Consider the following 17757-nt stretch of genomic DNA (forward strand, 5'->3'; position numbering starts at 1 on the left):
GATTGGGGGGAAGGCGCATTTTTTGCCATTTCGGCTCTTGCAATTCCCCTTCCAATCCTTCAAAAGCCCCCTCAACGGAGAGGTGGCCGAGTGGTCGAAGGCGCACGCCTGGAAAGTGTGTAGGCGGGAAACCGTCTCCAGGGTTCGAATCCCTGTCTCTCCGCCATAACCCCAGCAGAACGACGCGTTAAAGCCGCCGGAAGTGATGCCTGCGCCAGTGCTGTGCGCCGGTTGCTGCGGGCTATTCGAACCGGGACCGGCAGCGGGATCAGTTTGGCCGGACCGCCACCAGAACGACACCCAGTTCCTGTTCCAGCTCCTGCAGTTTCTTAAGCTGGTCTTCCGGCAGCGCGGCGGTATCCGCCTCGACCTCGGCCAGCGCAACGACAGGGCTGCCGATATCCTTTTCAAGATCCTGGATCGCGTGGAGCTTCTCCGCTTCGAGCGTGGCGAGGGGGTAGAGCATTGCAGTCTCCTGTCTGTTGATGCGGGTGAGTATAGCCGGTTTTTGGGATCGAGGGAGGGATTGATTGCACGCCGGGCCGCGCGGGCGCGTGGCCGGGGATGGCGCAGTTCCGCGGGCTTTAATAAAGTCTTTGGCGGTTTTCGCTTTCCGGTCAGGCCGCGCTGACCGTTCGGTTAGGGGCTTTGATTCGAAAGAACAGGCGCGCCGGACCGGCATCCGGTGGAAACAAACGCCTGAAATCCCGGGAATTGAGGCCAAATTCCGCCCCATTTCCTACGCAGCGCCGGGCAACCGCAGCGGGTGCCGGCCGCATCCAGCGCTTCAGCCGGTGTTCCGGATGTGGAAACATATACGGCGCAAAGCCGGCCACCATGTGCGGTACTTCGCATGTTTTTCCAGGTTTCGGCATCTGCCGCCCCCGGAAATGGAAACAATGCGGGCGGAAATCCTTCCGCCTCCGGGCGGCTGCCGCGCCTAATGCGAGGAATTTTAGGCAATTTTTTAACTTTGAGGGCCGGGGTGCCTAAAGTATGGATGGATTAGCCCATTTGGGGGGCGAGTTCTGCAAGCTGCTGAACCGTGGTGGACTGCTAAATTTTGAGACAAGTCCCGGTGCTGTATTACGGGCACACCACTGATCAGAAAGCTACGGCCATCCGATTGCGCGCTGTTTCAGCGGGCAAACCAGTGCGCGCGCGCTCTGGCTCCTCATCCGTGTGGGCTGGTGTTTTGACTGCGGCGGACCGCATGGCTGTGCGGCTGTCCGGCGGACCCGGCAGATGGGGGTTTTCGCCTGACCGGTGAGGAGAGGGTAGTGACAATGAGTGACGAGCAGCCGAATCCGGCACGGGACGGGATCGTAGAGGGCACGTCAGGCGATGACCTGATTGACGCGGCCTACACCGGCGACCCGGACGGCGATCTGGTTGACCACGCCGATGCCACCGGCCCGGCGGCAGGACCTGATGATGACGTCATCCTTGGCGGTGCCGGCAACGACAGCATCTATGCCGGCGCAGGCGATGACACCGCCGAGGGCGGCAGCGGCGACGACCTGATCCTGGGCGACGGTGTGTCCGGCGCCCCCACAGCGGTCACCATCACAATCGACGGCTCCACTGCGGGCATCACAAATCGGCTGTTCGCCTATACCATCGACCCGCATACCGGTGAGATCAGCAATGTGGTGGCGCTGGCCGAAAATGCCAACGGGAGCGTTGGCAGCAGCTTCACTTACGACGCGCCCGAAGGCGCCATCGTCGGGGTCGGCATCTCCAACGCCAAAGGCACGTATTACTCGTCCGGTTACGGCAGCAACGCGGGCCTTAATCCCGACGGGCTGGTCCACACCCGGGCCTTCGGGCAGAACCCGGATGGCTCCGTGCAGATCGGTTTCGAGGATCTGCCCGGCCTTGGTGATCAGGATTTCAATGACATCACGCTGACCGTCGATCTGGGCGCCTCGGGCACCGCCTTTGACAACGCGCACTACGATTACACCTCCGGCCCGCAGGACCCGGTGGTGCCGGGGGACGACCTGCTGTCCGGCGGCGCGGGAGACGACACCATCCTGGGCGGCGGCGGCAATGACACAATCGATGGCGGCGACGGGGCGGATTCTGTGGACGGCGGCAGCGGCGACGATGTGATCGACACGTCCAAGGACAGCGGCGTGCCGCTGCCGGACCGCGGCTTTCCGGGCTACACGGGCACCGGCCCGGATATCCCCTTCATCCCGGCGGACGGGGACCCGTCGGACGACAGGGATACCGTGCTGGGCGGGGCCGGCAATGATACCATCTTGACGGGCGACGATGCCGACCTGATCGACGGCGGCACCGGCATGGATGTGATCGACGGCGGCATCGACGACGACACCATCGACGGCGGCGCGGATGCGGATCTGATCACCGGCAGCGAAGGCTCGGACTCCCTTCTCGGCGGCGGCGGCGATGACACCATCTTTGGCGGCCTGAACCCGGCTTTCCCGGACGGGCTGAACATCACCGATGACGGCAGCGACGGCCGCCCGGCGGACCCCGATCCCGCCAACGGGATGGACACGATCCACGGCGGCGCCGGGAACGACCTGATCTATGGCCAGGATGACGACGACGAAATCTATGGCGGCACCGGTGATGACACCATCGACGCAGGCATCGACGACGATTTGGTCGATGGCGGTGCCGGCAACGATCTGATCACCGGCGGCCACGGGGCGGACACCCTGTCCGGCGGTGACGGCCGCGACACCTTCCTCGGCGGCACAGACGGCGACGTGGTGGATGGCGGTTCGGGCGGCGACGACTTCGATACCCTGGACCTGAGGGGCTCCGGCCGGTTTGAACTGGCCGGCGTGACCGAGGATGCGGATGGCAACAGCCTCTCGGGCACCGTCAATTTCCTCGACAGCGACGGCGCTGTAACCGGCTCCATGACCTTTGGCGAGATCGAGCAGATCATTCCCTGCTTCACGCCGGGCACTCTGATCGCCACTCCGCTGGGCGAACGCCGGGTCGAGGACCTGCAAGCGGGCGACCGGGTGATCACCCGCGACAACGGCATTCAGGCAATCCGCTGGATTGGCGCGCGCACGCTGGAAGGCCGCGATCTGGCCGGTGCCTCGCATCTGCAGCCAGTGGTGATCTGCAAGGGAGCCCTCGGCAACGGCCTGCCGGAGCGCGACATGATGGTCAGCCCCAACCACCGGGTGCTGGTTGCCAATAACAAGACCGCGCTCTACTTCGAGGACCGCGAGGTTCTGGTGGCGGCCAAGCATCTGACCGGCCTGGCCGGTGTCGACCGGATGGAGGTGTCCAAGGTCACCTATATCCACTTCATGTTCGATCAGCATGAGGTGGTCTTGTCCGATGGCGCCTGGACCGAAAGCTTCCAGCCTGGCGACCAGTCCCTGCGCGGTTTGGACAATGCCCAGCGCAACGAGTTGTTTGAGCTGTTTCCGGAGCTGAAGTCGGAACAAGGCCGCGCGGCCTATTCCGCGGCGCGCCGGCCGCTGCGCAAACACGAGGCGCATCTGCTTGTGCACTGACAGGTGCAGCTGCCGTTTTGGGGGAAACGGTGGACAAGAGCGAAGCGCAGGAAGGCAGGGCTTTGTGCCCTGCCTTCTCTGTTTGTGCGCTGCGGGTCAGCGGCGGCGGCGCCAGGCGGCCCAGTCTTCGGGCGTGTCCAGATCGGTCAGCGCGCGGCGGCCGGGCAGGGCAACCGGCAGCACGTTGTCCCGCGTCAGCAGGCTGCGGGCGCCCTGATCGCCGCTGAGGGCCTGCAAGGCTTCAAAACAGCGGCGCGGGAACAGCACCGGGTGGCCCGGGGTTCCGTCCTCGGCGGTGGCGCGCAGGGTGGGGCCGCTGCCGCCGCGGAACTGCGCCGCCAGATGCAGCATGTCGCGGGTCTCAACCTCCGGCATGTCGGCAGGCAGGATCATCACGCCTTCGCAGCCTTCGGGCAGCGCCGCCACGCCGCGGCGGATCGAGGCGGCCATGCCTTCGGCCGCGTCCGCGACCGCGACGGGCGCCGACGTGCCGATGGCGGCGGCGCGGGGATGGGTGAGGCCGGGCAGAGTCACATAGACCGGCAGCCCGGTCAGCGCGGCGCGGCGGCACATCAGCGACAGCAGGGGCTGGCCGTCCACCGTCTCCATCAGCTTGTCGCGGCCCTGCATCCGGGCGGAGGCGCCTGCAGCAAGCAGGAGGATGGCGATGGCGGTCATGAAATCCCGGTCCTTCGGTCTGGGGGCGCGGCCGGATGCCTCCGGCGGGGATATTTTTAGCCAGATGAAGAGGCGGATCCAGAGAAAGACGCGAAGATGCGTTGTTATAGAGTGGGTCAGTGAAGCTGACCAAATGTCTCGCGCGCGAAACATTCGGGTAAGGGGGCTGTCCTATCCGTTGCGGAGCGGACGCCGGGTCACCGTGCGCTGGTGTGGCAACAGGGGGCAGGCAGGTCAGGCATGCTGACCTGCCTGAGGGCTTCAGCCGCGCATCCGGGCGCCACCGGCGTCGAACAGCGGCTGGGTGATCAGGCGGGCTTTGTGCATCTTGCCGAGGATCTCGATCTCGACCTCCAGACCTTCCTGCGCGCGGTCCGTGGGCACAAAGCCGAGCGCGATGGATTTCTGCGCGTGGTGGGAGTAGCCGCCGGAGGTGCAGAATCCGACAACCGCGCCGTCGAGCCAGATCGGTTCATGGGCGACCACATCTGCGTCGTCAGCCTCCACCTCAAAGGCGCACAGCCGGCGGGCTGGCATCGCGTCCCGTTCCGCCTCAGCGGCGGCGCGGCCAATGAAATCAACCGGTTTTTTGAAGGAGATAAAGCGGTCCAGCCCGGTCTCCGCCGCCGTGTAGTCGGGCGAGAACTCGCGCAGCCAGGAGCCAAAGAACTTGTCCAGGCGCAGCGACATCATGGCCCGCATGCCGAAGGGCTTCATGCCGAGGGGCTGGCCAGCGGTCCAGAGCGCGTCCCACAGGGCGCGCTGGCTGGGCAGGCCGCAGTAGATCTCATACCCCAGATCGCCGGTGTAGCTGACCCGCTGCACGATGCAGTCGGCCATGCCCACGGTCAGGCGGCGCACATCCATGAAGCGCATATCCGAGATGTCCCTGCGGGTACAGGATTGCAGCACCTCGCGGGCCCTGGGCCCTGCGATCTGGAAGCCGGTGCGGGTATCGGAGATGTTTTCCAGGCTGACGCCGTTGTCCAGGTTCTGCAGGAACCAGCGCATATGATAGGCTTGGGAGCCATAAGAGGCGGTGAGCTGGAATTCTTCCTCGGAGAGGCAAGAGATGGTGAAGTCCCCGATCAGGCGGGCCTTGGGCGACAGCATCGGGGTCAGCGACAGGCGGCCTGGCTGCGGAACGCGTCCGGCCATGATGCGGTCGAGCCAGGCGCGGGCGCCGGTGCCCTTGACCAGGTACTTGCCGAAATTGTGGACCTCGTTGATGCCGACGTTCTCGCGCACGGCTTTGACCTCACGCGCGGTGGCCTCAAAGGCGTTGGAGCGGCGGAAGGAGGGGGTCTCATAGCGCGGCTCATCCCCTTCGGCGAAGTAGTTCGGGACCTCAAGCCCGTATTGCGCGCCCCAGACTGCGCCCATGCCATCGAAGATGTCGTGCATCGGGGTGGTGCGGAACGGGCGGGCGGCGGGCAGTTCCTCGTTCGGGTAAGCGATGGAGAAGCGTTTCTGATAGTTTTCAATGACTTTCGGGCGGGTGTAGCCTGGGGTGATCCAATCGCCGAAGCGGGCGCAGTCCATCGCGAAAGTGTCGCGTTCGCATTCGCCCTCAACCATCCATTGCGCGAGCATCAGCCCGACGCCGCCTCCCTGGGAGAAGCCGGCCATCACCGCGCAGGCAGACCAGTAACTGCGCATGCCGGGCACCGGGCCGACCAGCGGGTTGCCGTCGGGGGCAAAGGTGAAGGGGCCGTGGATCACTGATTTGACGCCCGCGGCCTCCAGCGCGGGGAAGCGTTTGTAGGCGAAGGCGATGGAGTCCTCGATCTTGTCGAAGTCATCGGGCAGCAGTTCGTGGCCGAAGTCCCATGGCGTGCCGTCGACCGCCCAGGGTTTGCAGGGCTGTTCGTAGAAGCCGATGCAGAGGCCGCGGCCCTCCTGGCGCAGGTAGCTTTCGCCGGCCGGGTCCATCACATGCGGATGCTCGCCGCCTGCGTCGATGATTTCCGCGATCATCGGCACCTCGTCGGTGACGATATACTGGTGCTCCATCGGGTGCAGGGGCATGTAGACGCCGGCCATCGCGCCGACCTCGCGCGCCCAGAGGCCGCCAGCGTTGACGACGTGTTCGGCGTGAATGGTGCCCTTGCTGGTCACCACGTCCCAGGTGCCGTCGGGGCGCTGGTTGGTCTCGATAACCTTGCAATGGGTCTCAATCGTGGCGCCGCCCATGCGCGCGGCCTTGGCATAGGCGTGGGTGGTTCCTGAGGGGTCGAGGTGGCCGTCGAGCGGGTCATACAACCCGCCGATGATGCCGTCCACGTTGGTGACCGGGGCGATCTTTTTGATTTCCTCGGGGGAGACGATTTCGGTTTCCAGCCCCATGAAACGGTGCTTGGCGCGCTCTGCCTTCAGCATGTCGAAGCGTTCCTGGGTCTCGGCCAGGGTGACGCCGCCGACGTGGTGGAGGCCGCAGGACATGCCGGTGATCGCTTCCAGCTCCTTGTAGAGCTTGATGGTGTAGCCCTGCAGCGCCGCCATGTTGGTGTCGCCATTGAGGGTATGGAAGCCGCCCGCCGCGTGCCAGGTGGAGCCGCTGGTCAGCTCGGACCGTTCGATCAGCATGACGTCGGACCAGCCGAGCTTGGTCAAGTGGTAGAGGACAGAGCAGCCGACGACGCCGCCGCCGATCACTGCCACGCGGGTGGTGGTTTTCATGTGGGCCTCCCTGATAGGCGTTTCCTGCATTCTGTACAGAAGTGAACAGTAGTCCAGAAGAAAAACCGCCCTGCGTGACGCCGCACAATGGGCGGGCGGCTGCAGGGTTATTCTGATGTACGGAAGCGGCTGTTCTGGATGATGAAAATCGCGGTGAGCGGCGCGGCCAGGAGGATCACGCCAACGGTGATCAGCAGCATGCCCAGCTGGGAATAGTCGGCGGGCGTGGTGATGGCGCCAGCCGAATCTGTCACCTCTCGCGTCACCACAAAGATCTGGTTCAGGTATTTCGTGCCCAGGCTGGAGGCGGAAAGCGCCAGATTGGTGAAGGAGGCCATGACCGCAAAGAAGGTGGCCTTGAGCCCCGAGGGCGCGTTGCGGGCGATCCAGGCGAGCATCGGGATCATCGCGACCTGGCCCAGCGGGGATTCGACCGCGGTGTCGACAATGGCGATGAAGCGGGCATCGACCACGCCGCCGGTCATCGCAGCGGTCCAGTGGTGGGCGCCGTAATACAGCGCGATGTTGGGCAGGCTGAGGACGGCCTCGGTGATCGCCAGAAATACAACGATCCAGGCAATCGGGCGGCTGGCCATCATCGGGCGGAAGATCAGCATGCCCGCCAGCGTCAGCAGCGAGGTGATAAGGGACAGGACCGACAGAAATTGCTGATCAAATCCCAGCACGTCGATCTCGAACCAGGTGGCGCCAGGGCCGCGCAGGGGCGTGGCGCGGTAGACAAAGATGATGATGGCGGTGCCGATCAGGGCGCGGGCCTGGTCGGTGGGCAGCACCGCCACCAGCTGGCGCATCAGGAACAGCACGATGGCCATGGAGCCGGCAAAGACGATTTCCTGCGAATAAGGCACATCGCCCAGACCCACGGCCAGCGACAGCGCAACAAAGGCGCCGCCGCCGATGAAATACCAATAGTTCGGCGCAACCGGCTCACGCGGGAGTTCGATGCGGCTGCGGATCTCATGCTCCGCGACACCAGCCCGGCGCAGCCGCGCAGCCTTGCGCCACTTTTGCCAGATCGCCAGCGCCACACCAGACAGCGAGATCACCGGGATCAGCAGGGCGAGGGTGAAGACAAAGCCGTAAAGCGCGCCCTTCTCCGGCTGCGGCAGCGCGCCGGCACCGTCAAACAGGGCGACGTTCAAGGCGGCGGCAGCGCTGGAGCCGCCGATCAGCGCGATGCGCCCGAAGGTCTGCATGGTGGTGTGCAGGGATTTGGTCTCGGCCTCGGGCAGGGGATTGCCGCGGGCGTCGGTGTGGGGCACCGCCTCGACCGACATCGCGTCGGCCACCACGTCCTGCAGCACGAACCCGCAGGGGGCCAGCAGCGCGGCGGTGACATACCAGGCCCCCAGCGGCATCAGCGCGCCCATCATCTGCGGCTCCAGCACCATCGCGGCCAGAATGCCGTAGCTGCCGGCCATCAGCCCGGCACCGGCAAGGATCAGCAGGTATTTCCAGCGCCAGATCAGGTCGACCAGATGCCCCAGCGGCATTTTCAGCGCCCAGGGCAGGCCCACCCAGAACGCCAGCCCCGCCAGAAAGGCGGCGGAGAAGTCCAGGTATTCCTTGACGAAAAACGAGGCGGCGACGGTGGTGATGCCCTGCGCGCCGTAGGCGAAATAGATCAGCAGCGGCGGCAGGAAGGACCAGCGGAGCTGCCGGAACAGCTCCAGCACAACCCTGTCAAAGCCATTCCAGGCCAGCGCCGCCGCACGCGTCACGGCTGCACCTGACAGATGCCGGGACGCATTCCGGAGATCATGACAGGGGCCGGATCCTGAGCCCGGTGACCCGGTTGCCCTCCCGCTCGGTCACCTCGAAGCGGAAGCCGTGGAAGGAGAACACCTGACCCTTGGTGGGGATCATCTGCGCCTCGTGGATCACCAGGCCGGCAATGGTGTTGGCCTCGTCATCCGGCAGGTTCCATTCGGTGGCGCGGTTCACGTCGCGGATGGTGGCGGCACCGTCAACCAGGTAGGAGCCGTCAGGCGTCTTTTTGACGATGCTCTCCTCGTCCGGGTCGAATTCGTCGGTGATCTCGCCGACGATCTCTTCCAGAATATCTTCCAGCGTGATCAGCCCCTGCAGGGCGCCGTATTCATCCACCACCAGCGCGAAGTGCGAGCGCATCCGCAGGAACTGGCGCATCTGCTCGTCCAGTGTGGTGGTTTCCGGCACGAAATAGGGGGCTTTGGCGACCTCGGTGATGTCAAAGGATTTGAGCCGTCCGGTGTCGCCGCCGGCGCCGCCGGCCTCGGTGTACATCGTCCGGAACAGATCCTTGGCGTGGACCACGCCGATGATGTTTTCCTGCTCGCCGCGGAACACCGGCAGGCGGGTGTGCTGGCTTTGCAGGCATTGTTCCAGAATGGTTTCCGGCTCCGCATCCGCGTCGATCATCTCGATGTTGGAGCGGTGCAGCATGATTTCCTCGACAAAGCGGTCGGACAGATCCAGCGCGCCCAGGATGCGGTCGCGGTCCTCTTTCTCAACAACGCCTTCGGAATGGCCCAGGTGCAGGGCGCCGGCAATCTCTTCGCGCACCGCCATGATGTGGCTGTCCGGGTCGATCCGGACCCCGAAGATGCGCAGCACGCCGCGCACCAGCAGCCGCACGGTGCCGACCACCGGCGACAGCACCGTGACCAGGAAGCCGATCACCGGGGCGACGGCGGCGGCGGCCTTTTCAGAGTTGGAAATGGCGTAAGTCTTGGGCAGCACCTCGGCAAAGATCAGCACCAGAAGGGTCATCACCACAGTCGCGAGCGCCACGCCGCCCTCGCCGAAGGCGCGGGTGAACAGCGCCGTGGCGAGCGAGGCTGCAAGGATGTTGACCAGGTTGTTGCCCAGCAACACCGAGCCGATCAGCCGTTCGTTGTCTTCGGTAATCTTGAGCGCGAGTTGAGCGCCGCGGGAGCCCTTGTCGGCCTGGCTGCGCAGCTTCCCGCGCGAGGCGGCGGTCAGCGCAGTTTCCGAGCCTGAAAAGAAGCCGGAAAGCACAAGCAGCAGCACGATGGCCCCGGCAGTGGTCCAAAAGGCGCTGTCGAGTACTGTGGTGGCGGTGTCCATGAGAGGTCCAGAGATCCGATCGGTTGAATGTTCCCCGTAGTTATGGGGTCTTAGAGACGGCGCTTCAAGTTCTGCGGGCGCCGTCAGCCGCGCTTGGCCAGCGGGTGATGCTCCAGCACCAGTTCCTGCAGCCGGGCGTCCAGCACATGGGTGTAGATCTCGGTGGTGGCAATGTCCGCGTGCCCCAGCAGCGCCTGGATGGCGCGCAGGTCGGCGCCATTGGCCAGCAGATGGGTGGCAAACGCATGACGCAGGGTGTGCGGCGTCACCTTATCCGGCGAAACGCCTCCGGTCACGGCCAGCTCTTTGATCAGCAGATAGAACCGGTGCCGGGTCAGGTGGCCGGATTTGCCGCGCGAGGGGAACAGGAACCGCGAGGCCGGATTGCCCTTCAGCTCTCGTTCGTCCTCCGCTGCGTCGCGCACCAGCAGCCACTGCGCCAGCGCCTCGCGGGCGGGCGGCGACAGCGGCACCATGCGTTCCTTGCCGCCTTTGCCCAGGATCAACAGCATCCGCGGGTCGCCGCGGGCGGCGGAGACCGGCAGCGAGACCAGCTCTGTCACCCGCATCCCGGTGGCATAAAGCAGCTCCATCAGGCAGGTATTGCGCAGCCGGTCGGCCTCGCTGCGGCCGGTCTGGCGGGCAGCGTCCAGCAGGCGGTCGACCTCGATCACCTCCAGCGTTTTCGGCAGCCTTTTTTCGCGTCCCGGCCCGCGGATCTGGATGGCGGGGTTGTCCTGCCGCCAGCCTTCCTCAAAGGCGAAACGGTAGATCTGCTTGACCGCCGACAGCCGCCGCGCCCGGGTGGAGCGGGCCAGGCCTTGCGCGTCGCAACTGATCAGATAGGCCTCGATATCGTCCTGGGAGGCGGTGCTGAAATCCAGCGAGCGGTGCTCCAGCCAGCCGGTCAGGTCCTTGAGATCGCGGCCATAGGCCAGGAGCGTGTTCTGCGAGGCGCCGGTCTCTGCGGCCTGGGCATCGAGAAAAGTGGAAATCCATTGGAAATTCGCAGCGGGGGCAGGCATGTCACTGCCGCTCCAGCAGCATCAGCTGGAGCGAGGCGCGCCGGGCGGTGTCCTCCAGCCCGACAGCGCGGAAAGCGGCGAGCGCCGCGGTCAGATCGCCCAGGTTGCCGTCGGAGCCTTGCGCAAACAGCACCATGCTGCGCAGGATCGCCTCGCCCAGCTGCCCGTTGTCCAAGAGCTGCCGGATCCTGTCCGGAACCGGCGGTTCAGCGGCAAACCCCAGCGCGATGGCTTCGGCCAGCGGCGACGGGGCCGGGGCATCGCCGGGGCGTCCGCGGGCGAGGGCTGCCAGGAACTGTTCCAAGGCACCCGCCGCAGGGGTGTCATCCGCGGCAAGCTCATATAGCGGCGACAGCAGGCGGATGCGCCAGGCCAGCGCCTCTTCCGCGCCGGTCAGCTCTGCCCGGGCCAGCGGTTCCGCAAAGAGGTCGGCGAAGACGGTTTCGGTGCCCGCCTGCTGCATCGCCTCCCAGGCGCGGGGCAGGGAGGCGGCCAGCGCGCCGGCGTCGCCGGAATTCAGGTCGTGCTCCAGCTTCTGCACCGCGGCCACCCGGTCCCAGATGCCGCCCGACGCGGCCGGTTTGCGGTCGCTGAACAGGCCAAGGTACTGATTGGGGTTCAGCGCACCGCCGCGGGCCAGCCGTTCTGCCGCCTCCAGCTGCGCCTTCCAGCCGGCAATGTCGCGCAGGTCCGCCGCGGCAAAGGCCGGCGGCAGCGGCGCCGTGGGCATCGGCTCGCCAATGGTTTCGAACAGGCGGAACGCCAGCGGGTCCGGCTGCGCGGGGTGGCTCAGCGGCGGCGCCATCTCGAACAGGTCGGGGTTCAGGAACCGGTCCAGCAGATCCATCCGCTCCTTTGGCAGCAGCTCCAGCGCGTGGGCGGTCTCCAGCATCAGTGCCGCGGTCGGCCAGTCGCCGCGCCGCGCGGCGCAGAAGATCCTGGCGTCATAGCTGTCCGCCAGATGCGGCGCGGCGGCAAGCGCCTTGCAGGAGCCATCCTCGCTGCCGGTCAGCAGCGTGGCGTTGAACCAGCGGGCAAAGCGTTCCTTGCTGGCGGCGGGGCCTGCGTGCTCCGCCAGCGCCTGCGACGGGTCCGCAGCCCCCAGCGCCAGCAGCCGGTCCAGCCGGGCCAGCAGAATCCGGTCGCTGGACTCGGCGGGCGGGCGGCTTTCGGACAGCAGCAGCGTGAACAGCAGCGCCTGCATTGCCGCGCTGCCGCGCACCGGCACGGTTTCGATCAGCTGGGCGATGTCATCCGCACTGCTGCCGCGCCACATGTCCGGCGGCAGCCCGGTGGCCGCGGCCGGCACCAGCCCGACGGGCGGCTTAAGTGCCTCCAGCGGGGTGACAGAGACCGGCGGCACCGTGGCAGTGCCCGAGACCGGCGGCTCCAGCAGCACGGTGCCGGGCAGCCCGCTGCGCGGCAGCGGCTGGTTCAGCCAGTCGATCGCTGCCAGGGGCTCATTGGCGAGGGCACTGCCTGCCATCATAACCCCTGCGGCAGCCGCTTTAATCCGCATTCAGCACCACCGGCTTGCGCACTTCGGTGCTGGGCGCGCGGAAATCGGCGCCGAACCACGGCCCGACATAGGCGTAGCCGACCAGCCCGATCCCGGCGAGAAGTACCAAATAGACCAGATACTTAATCAATCGCCCCATAACGTGTCCAATGCCTGTTTCCTGCTCTTTTGACCAAGTTATATATTCCCTTTTGCGCAAGATCACGTCATTCACTGAAGAATGAGCGAAAAAGAGCAAATCAGCGGCCAGAAGGCAGCAGGCCCGGCGCCTGGGAAACTGAAGAAAACCATCGTGATGGTGGGGATGATGGGCGCCGGCAAGACCGCTGTGGGGCGGGCGCTGGCGGCCCGGCTGAATGTGCCCTTTCTGGACAGCGACCATGAAATCGAGGCCGCTGCCAACATGACCATCCCGGAGATCTTCGCCCGCGACGGTGAGCCGTTTTTCCGCCAGAAGGAGCGGCAGGTGATTGCCCGCCTGCTGGAGGAGGAGCGCGGCGTGCTGTCGACCGGCGGCGGCGCCTTCCTGGCGCAGGAAAACCGCGAAGTGATCACCGCCAAGGGGGTCTCTGTCTGGCTGGATGCCGGCCTTGATGTGCTGTGGAACCGGGTCCGCCACCGCGACACCCGGCCGCTGCTGCGCACCGCCGACCCCTATGCGACGCTCAGGGGCCTGTACGAGCAGCGGGTGCCGCTTTATGCCAAGGCCGACCTGACCGTTGCCTCCGACGGCCAGGCTGCGATCGAAACCATGGTTGACCGCGTGCTCGACGCCTTGAAGGCACGCCCCGACGTACTGGAGTGGAAATGATGGAACGCACGGTTCACGTGCCCTTGGGCGAACGCGCCTATGACGTGGTGATCGGGCCCGGGCTGCTGGCGCAGGCAGGCGAGCGGATCAAGCCGCTGCTGAAACGGCCGCAGGTGGCGGTGCTGACCGACGAGACCGTGGCGGAGAAGCATCTGGACGCCTTGCGTGCCGGGCTGGCGGCTGCCGGGGTGGAAATGACTGCGCTGGCGCTGCCGCCGGGCGAGGCGACCAAGGGCTGGCCGCAATTCACCCGGTCGGTGGAGTGGCTTCTGGAGCAGAAGGTGGAGCGGGGCGACGTGGTTGTCGCCTTTGGCGGCGGGGTGATCGGCGACCTGGCGGGGTTCGCCGCCGCCGTGCTGCGCCGCGGGGTGCGCTTCGTGCAGATCCCGACCTCGCTTTTAGCCCAGGTCGACAGCTCGGTCGGCGGCAAAACCGGCATCAACGCGCCGCAGGGCAAGAACCTGATCGGCGCCTTCCATCAGCCCTCGCTGGTGCTGGCCGACACTTCGGTGCTGGAGACGCTGCAGCCGCGCGATTTCCTGTCCGGCTATGGCGAAGTGGTGAAATACGGCCTGCTGGGAGATGCCGAATTCTTTGCCTGGCTCGAGGACAACGGCCCGGCGCTGGCCGAAGGTGATGTGGCGGCGCGGGTCGAGGCGGTGGCGCGCTCGGTGCAGATGAAAGCGGATATCGTGGTGCGCGACGAGACCGAGCAGGGCGACCGGGCGCTGCTGAACCTCGGCCATACCTTCTGTCACGCGCTGGAGGCGGCGACCGGGTATTCGGACCGGCTGCTGCACGGCGAAGGCGTGGCCATCGGCTGCGCGCTGGCGTTTGAGCTGTCGGCGAAGCTGGGCCTGTGTTCGCAGGAGGACCCGAGCCGGGTGCGGGCGCATCTGAAGGCTATGGGGATGAAGACCGATCTGGCGGATATCCCCGGCGAGCTGCCGGGCGCCGAGGCGCTGCTGGAGCTGATGGGCCAAGACAAGAAGGTGGTCGCGGGCCAGCTGCGGTTCATCCTGGCGCGCGGCATCGGCGAGGCCTTCGTGACTGGCGACGTGCCGCCGGACCAAGTGCTGTCGGTGCTGCGCAGCGCCGGAGCCTGACCGGCGGGATGAGCCCGCTGAGACAGGATACGCAATCAGGGCAGCCGTTGCGGCTGCCCTGATTTTTTTACCGCCAGCGGCGGCGGACCGTCTCAGGCCGCGGCGCTGCCGGGGTCATAGCCGGTCCGGTCGTCGTCAAAGTCGATAGCCCTGTGCGGCGCGGCCCCGTTTGACGGGCGGGGGAGCGCATCCAGCGGCCCGGACGCCTGCGGCACGGTGAACTGGGTGACAAGCTCCCGCAGTTCCTGCGCCTGCTCGGACAAGGAGGTGGTGGCGGCGGTGGTCTGCTCGGCCATGGCGGCATTCTGCTGCGCCATCACTTCCAGTTCTCCGACGGCAGTGTTGACGTCGCCCATCTGCACCGACTGCTCCTTGATATTGCCGGCGATCTCAACGACCAGGTTGGAAATCTCCCCGACCTGCTCGTTCACGCTGGACATTGCCTGGCCGGCCTGATCGACAAGCGCGGCGCCGTTCTTGACCTGCTCGGAGCTGCGCGCGGTCAGTTCGTCGATCTGCTGCACCGCGTCGGCACAGCGCTGCGCCAGCATGCGCACCTCGCTGGCGACCACCGCAAAGCCGCGGCCCGCTTCGCCGGCCCGCGCCGCCTCGACACCTGCATTCAGCGCCAGCAGGTTGGTCTGGAAGGCGATATCCTGGATCACCTTGGTGATCTGCGAGATTTCCTGCGAGGACTCCTGCAGCTTGTCCATCGCCACGATGGTGTTCTTCACCACCTGGTCGCAGGATGCAACGCCGCTTTGGGCGCTGTCGGCCAGCCGTTCGGCACGGTCTGCGTTTTCCGCTGAATGCTGCACGCTGGCGGTCAGCTCGCGCATCGCATGGGTGGTCTTTTCCAGCGTCGCCGATTCCGCCTCGGTGCGGTGCGCCAGATCCATCGACGCTTCGGCAATCGACTTGGTGCTTTCGTCGACGCTGCTGGTCAGTTCGCCGATGGAAGAGACCGCTCCGCTCAGCGCTTTCAGAGAGTCATTGAAGTCCATCCGGATCGATTTGAACTCGACGGGGAAGAATTCCTTGATCGGGTTGTCCAGCCGCTTGTTCTGAAGATCCATCAGGGCGGCGCCGATACGGCGGGCCACGCCCAGGATTTCCTCTCGGCGCTCCTTTTCGGCCCTGGTTTCCTCCTCCTGTTTCTGCTGAGTCACGGTGCGCAGATCGACCACATTGCGGGCAACCTCGCCGATCTCGTCCCGGCGGCTGGCGCCGGAAACTTCGGCGTCGGCATCGCCGCTGGCGAGCTGTTTCAACGCCTTGTTCAGAACCGACAGGCCGCTGGTCATGTCGCGCGCGATCACCAGGCCGAGGATCAGGACACCGGCCAGCAAGAGCCCGGCAAAGATTGCCATTTGGGTAAGCGCCACCTTGTTATTGGTGTCGTAGGCGGCCATGCCGGCCTTCAGGTCCGCAATCAGCTGGGTTTCCCGGCTGCGCAGAACCTTCAGAAGACCGGTCGCAGTGTCAAAGAAGGATTTTGAGGTTTCGCCTGCAATGTCGCCGCCGGTCAGCACCGCCTCACGCAGCGCGTTGAACTTCTTGACCTCCGGCAGCCCGTTCATTTCCGCGACAGCGTTGCGGTCGCCGGTAGTGGCAAAATCCAGGTAGCGGCTCATCCGCTCTTTGTAGCGTTCATTGGCTGCAACATAGTTCTGGAAGTTGACCGGAGCCCAATCATTGGCAAAGCCCACAGCACCGGCAGCCCGCTCCAGCCCGGCCGCATCCTTGGCGCGCAGAAAAATCGACAGGGCGACCGCATTTTGCGCAATCCCGGTGTTGTCGATTGTTTGTGCAACGGAAAGCCCGGCCTGGATCAGCGCTGTGTTCAGCGCGGTGTAATAGTCAACCGCGGCGCGCACTGGCAGAGAGCGGCTGGCGATTTGCTGGCGGACCTCTTTTTTCCGGGCCAGCTCAGTCTGCACAACGCGAATGGACTGCAGGGCTTCGCTGTTCAGGCCGTCGCGGTCGACGCCCTCCAGACGGGTGAGAAAGTCGGCCATTGCTTCGTCATTCTGCTGCCGGATCTTAATCAGCGCCTCCGGCATCACCGTGGAGTCCCCGCCGAGATAGCCGGCGCTCATCCCGCGCTCGACCTGCAGTGTATGGACCAGGCTGCTGGTGCTTTCCAGCAGCTCACCCGCCAGCGTGGTATTCACCTGTGCCCGCTCGTACAGCTCCAGCAGTTTGTTGCCCACAAACCAGAGGCTGAGAAGCAGCGGCGCCGCCAACAGCATGGTGATCTTCACCTTTATCGACAGGTGCTGGAGAAAACGCATACCCATAACTTGAACCCTTGTTGCACATGTATCGCTTTGGTTGTGCTCACCATGCAGGACCTCCCTTAATATTCGGCTACTTTGAGGGCAGGGCAGGATACGCGGCAAAGCCGCCTGGAACCGGCACCGGCGGCCGCAGGCGGCCGGGCGGTGCGCGCAGATTAGGGGATTGGATTCATTGGGAAAAGTATGGAAGCCGACAGGCCGAAGGCGCATTCTGCGGCCGCGCTGAAGAGGGGGGCAGGCCGTTCACCGGAAGAAAAACGCCCCTGCGCAAATCGTTAAATCGTCGAAAAGCACGGTGATAATTCGAAAAGCCCCCAAGGCTCGGGGCCTGGGGGCTTTGCTGTTGGGTTCTGCTGACGCGCGTTTAGAAGGGGATTTCGTCGTCGTCTATATTGTGGGAGGCGCCGCCGCCGTAGCCGCCGCCACTGCCGCCGCCGCTGCCGCCGCCTTGGGACCCGCTGTCATAGCCGCCGCCGTAGCCGCCGCCCTGGCCGCCGCCGCCATAGCTGCCACCGCCCTGGCCGCCGCCGCCGCCGCCTTCGCCGCGGCCGTCAAGCATGGTCAGGGTGGAGCCGAAGCCTTGCAGCACGATCTCGGTCGAGTAGCGGTCCTGGCCGCTCTGGTCCTGCCACTTGCGGGTCTGCAGCTGGCCTTCGACATAGACCTTGGAGCCCTTGCGCAGATACTGCTCGCATACCCGCACCAGGCCTTCGCTGAAGACCGCGACGGAGTGCCATTCGGTCTTTTCGCGGCGCTCGCCGGTGTTGCGGTCCTTCCAGGTTTCCGAAGTGGCAATGCGCAGGTTGCAGACCTTGCCGCCGTTCTGGAAGCTGCGCACCTCGGGGTCGCGGCCCAGGTTGCCGATAAGCATGACTTTATTGAGTGAGCCGGCCATAGGGTTCCGTCCTTTAGTTTCTGATCGTCTTGTCCAGCAGCGGCAGGGCTCGAATCCGGCCCCGCTGCGTTCCGGCGACAGTATAGCCCCATGACCAGGGTGAAAAGCAGGCATCTGTGGATGCTTTCGGCAGCACGGC

At 65.5% G+C, this 17757-nt stretch carries 13 protein-coding genes and 1 tRNA gene; 4 read left to right on the forward strand and 10 right to left on the reverse strand.

Going from position 1 to position 17757, the window contains the following annotated elements; all coding sequences use genetic code 11:
- The first annotated feature begins 76 nt into the window (after positions 1 to 76).
- A tRNA-Ser gene (locus R2C4_RS07675) sits at positions 77 to 166 on the forward strand.
- A 102-nt stretch (positions 167 to 268) separates the two neighbouring features.
- Here the strand turns inward: R2C4_RS07675 and R2C4_RS07680 are convergent.
- Positions 269 to 466 carry a hypothetical protein gene (locus tag R2C4_RS07680; protein ID WP_058286725.1) on the reverse strand — a complete coding sequence of 66 codons (198 nt, stop codon included), beginning with the start codon at positions 464 to 466 and terminating at the stop codon, positions 269 to 271.
- An 820-nt stretch (positions 467 to 1286) separates the two neighbouring features.
- Here R2C4_RS07680 and R2C4_RS07685 point away from each other — a divergent pair.
- On the forward strand, positions 1287 to 3515 hold the full coding sequence (locus R2C4_RS07685; protein ID WP_141892063.1) for a Hint domain-containing protein: 2229 nt from the start codon (positions 1287 to 1289) through the stop codon (positions 3513 to 3515).
- Positions 3516 to 3611: 96 nt separating this feature from the next.
- Here R2C4_RS07685 and R2C4_RS07690 read toward each other — a convergent pair whose 3' ends face one another.
- From R2C4_RS07690 to R2C4_RS21225, 7 genes are all read right to left on the reverse strand, one after another.
- On the reverse strand, positions 3612 to 4193 hold the full coding sequence (locus tag R2C4_RS07690; RefSeq protein WP_141890184.1) for a nucleotidyltransferase family protein: 582 nt from the start codon (positions 4191 to 4193) through the stop codon (positions 3612 to 3614).
- 261 nt (positions 4194 to 4454) lie between these two features.
- Entirely contained in the window at positions 4455 to 6872 is a 2418-nt protein-coding gene (locus tag R2C4_RS07695; RefSeq protein ID WP_141890185.1) for a GcvT family protein, read from the reverse strand.
- Between the two features lie 107 nt (positions 6873 to 6979).
- Positions 6980 to 8614 (reverse strand): folate/biopterin family MFS transporter, encoded by a 1635-nt coding sequence (locus R2C4_RS07700; protein WP_141890186.1) that lies wholly within the window; start codon positions 8612 to 8614, stop codon positions 6980 to 6982.
- Between the two features lie 37 nt (positions 8615 to 8651).
- Positions 8652 to 9962, reverse strand: coding sequence for an HlyC/CorC family transporter (locus R2C4_RS07705; protein ID WP_058286730.1), 1311 nt, complete (start codon positions 9960 to 9962; stop codon positions 8652 to 8654).
- An 83-nt stretch (positions 9963 to 10045) separates the two neighbouring features.
- Positions 10046 to 10987, reverse strand: coding sequence for a site-specific tyrosine recombinase XerD (locus R2C4_RS07710; protein ID WP_141890187.1), 942 nt, complete (start codon positions 10985 to 10987; stop codon positions 10046 to 10048).
- 1 nt (position 10988) lies between these two features.
- Positions 10989 to 12473: a hypothetical protein gene (locus R2C4_RS07715; RefSeq protein WP_244940797.1), complete on the reverse strand. Its 1485-nt coding sequence runs from the start codon at positions 12471 to 12473 to the stop codon at positions 10989 to 10991.
- A gap of 22 nt (positions 12474 to 12495) precedes the next feature.
- Positions 12496 to 12645 (reverse strand): hypothetical protein, encoded by a 150-nt coding sequence (locus tag R2C4_RS21225; protein ID WP_008553546.1) that lies wholly within the window; start codon positions 12643 to 12645, stop codon positions 12496 to 12498.
- Positions 12646 to 12726: 81 nt separating this feature from the next.
- Between R2C4_RS21225 and R2C4_RS07720 the strand changes: the two genes are divergently transcribed.
- Together R2C4_RS07720 and aroB are read left to right on the forward strand one after the other, a co-directional pair.
- Complete coding sequence (locus R2C4_RS07720) at positions 12727 to 13317, forward strand: shikimate kinase (protein WP_058286733.1); 591 nt, start codon at positions 12727 to 12729, stop codon at positions 13315 to 13317.
- Positions 13317 to 14423: a 3-dehydroquinate synthase gene (aroB, locus tag R2C4_RS07725; protein ID WP_141890189.1), complete on the forward strand. Its 1107-nt coding sequence runs from the start codon at positions 13317 to 13319 to the stop codon at positions 14421 to 14423. The genes R2C4_RS07720 and aroB overlap by 1 nt, the downstream gene beginning before the upstream one ends.
- A 92-nt stretch (positions 14424 to 14515) precedes the next feature.
- On the opposite strand, the gene R2C4_RS07730 is transcribed toward aroB, so the two are convergent.
- Positions 14516 to 16717 (reverse strand): methyl-accepting chemotaxis protein, encoded by a 2202-nt coding sequence (locus R2C4_RS07730; RefSeq protein ID WP_167510248.1) that lies wholly within the window; start codon positions 16715 to 16717, stop codon positions 14516 to 14518.
- A gap of 370 nt (positions 16718 to 17087) precedes the next feature.
- Complete coding sequence (ssb, locus tag R2C4_RS07735) at positions 17088 to 17618, reverse strand: single-stranded DNA-binding protein (RefSeq protein WP_058286735.1); 531 nt, start codon at positions 17616 to 17618, stop codon at positions 17088 to 17090.
- Positions 17619 to 17757: the final 139 nt, after the last annotated feature.

The organism is Leisingera aquaemixtae (genome assembly GCF_006740765.1).
Lineage (GTDB): Bacteria > Pseudomonadota > Alphaproteobacteria > Rhodobacterales > Rhodobacteraceae > Leisingera > Leisingera aquaemixtae.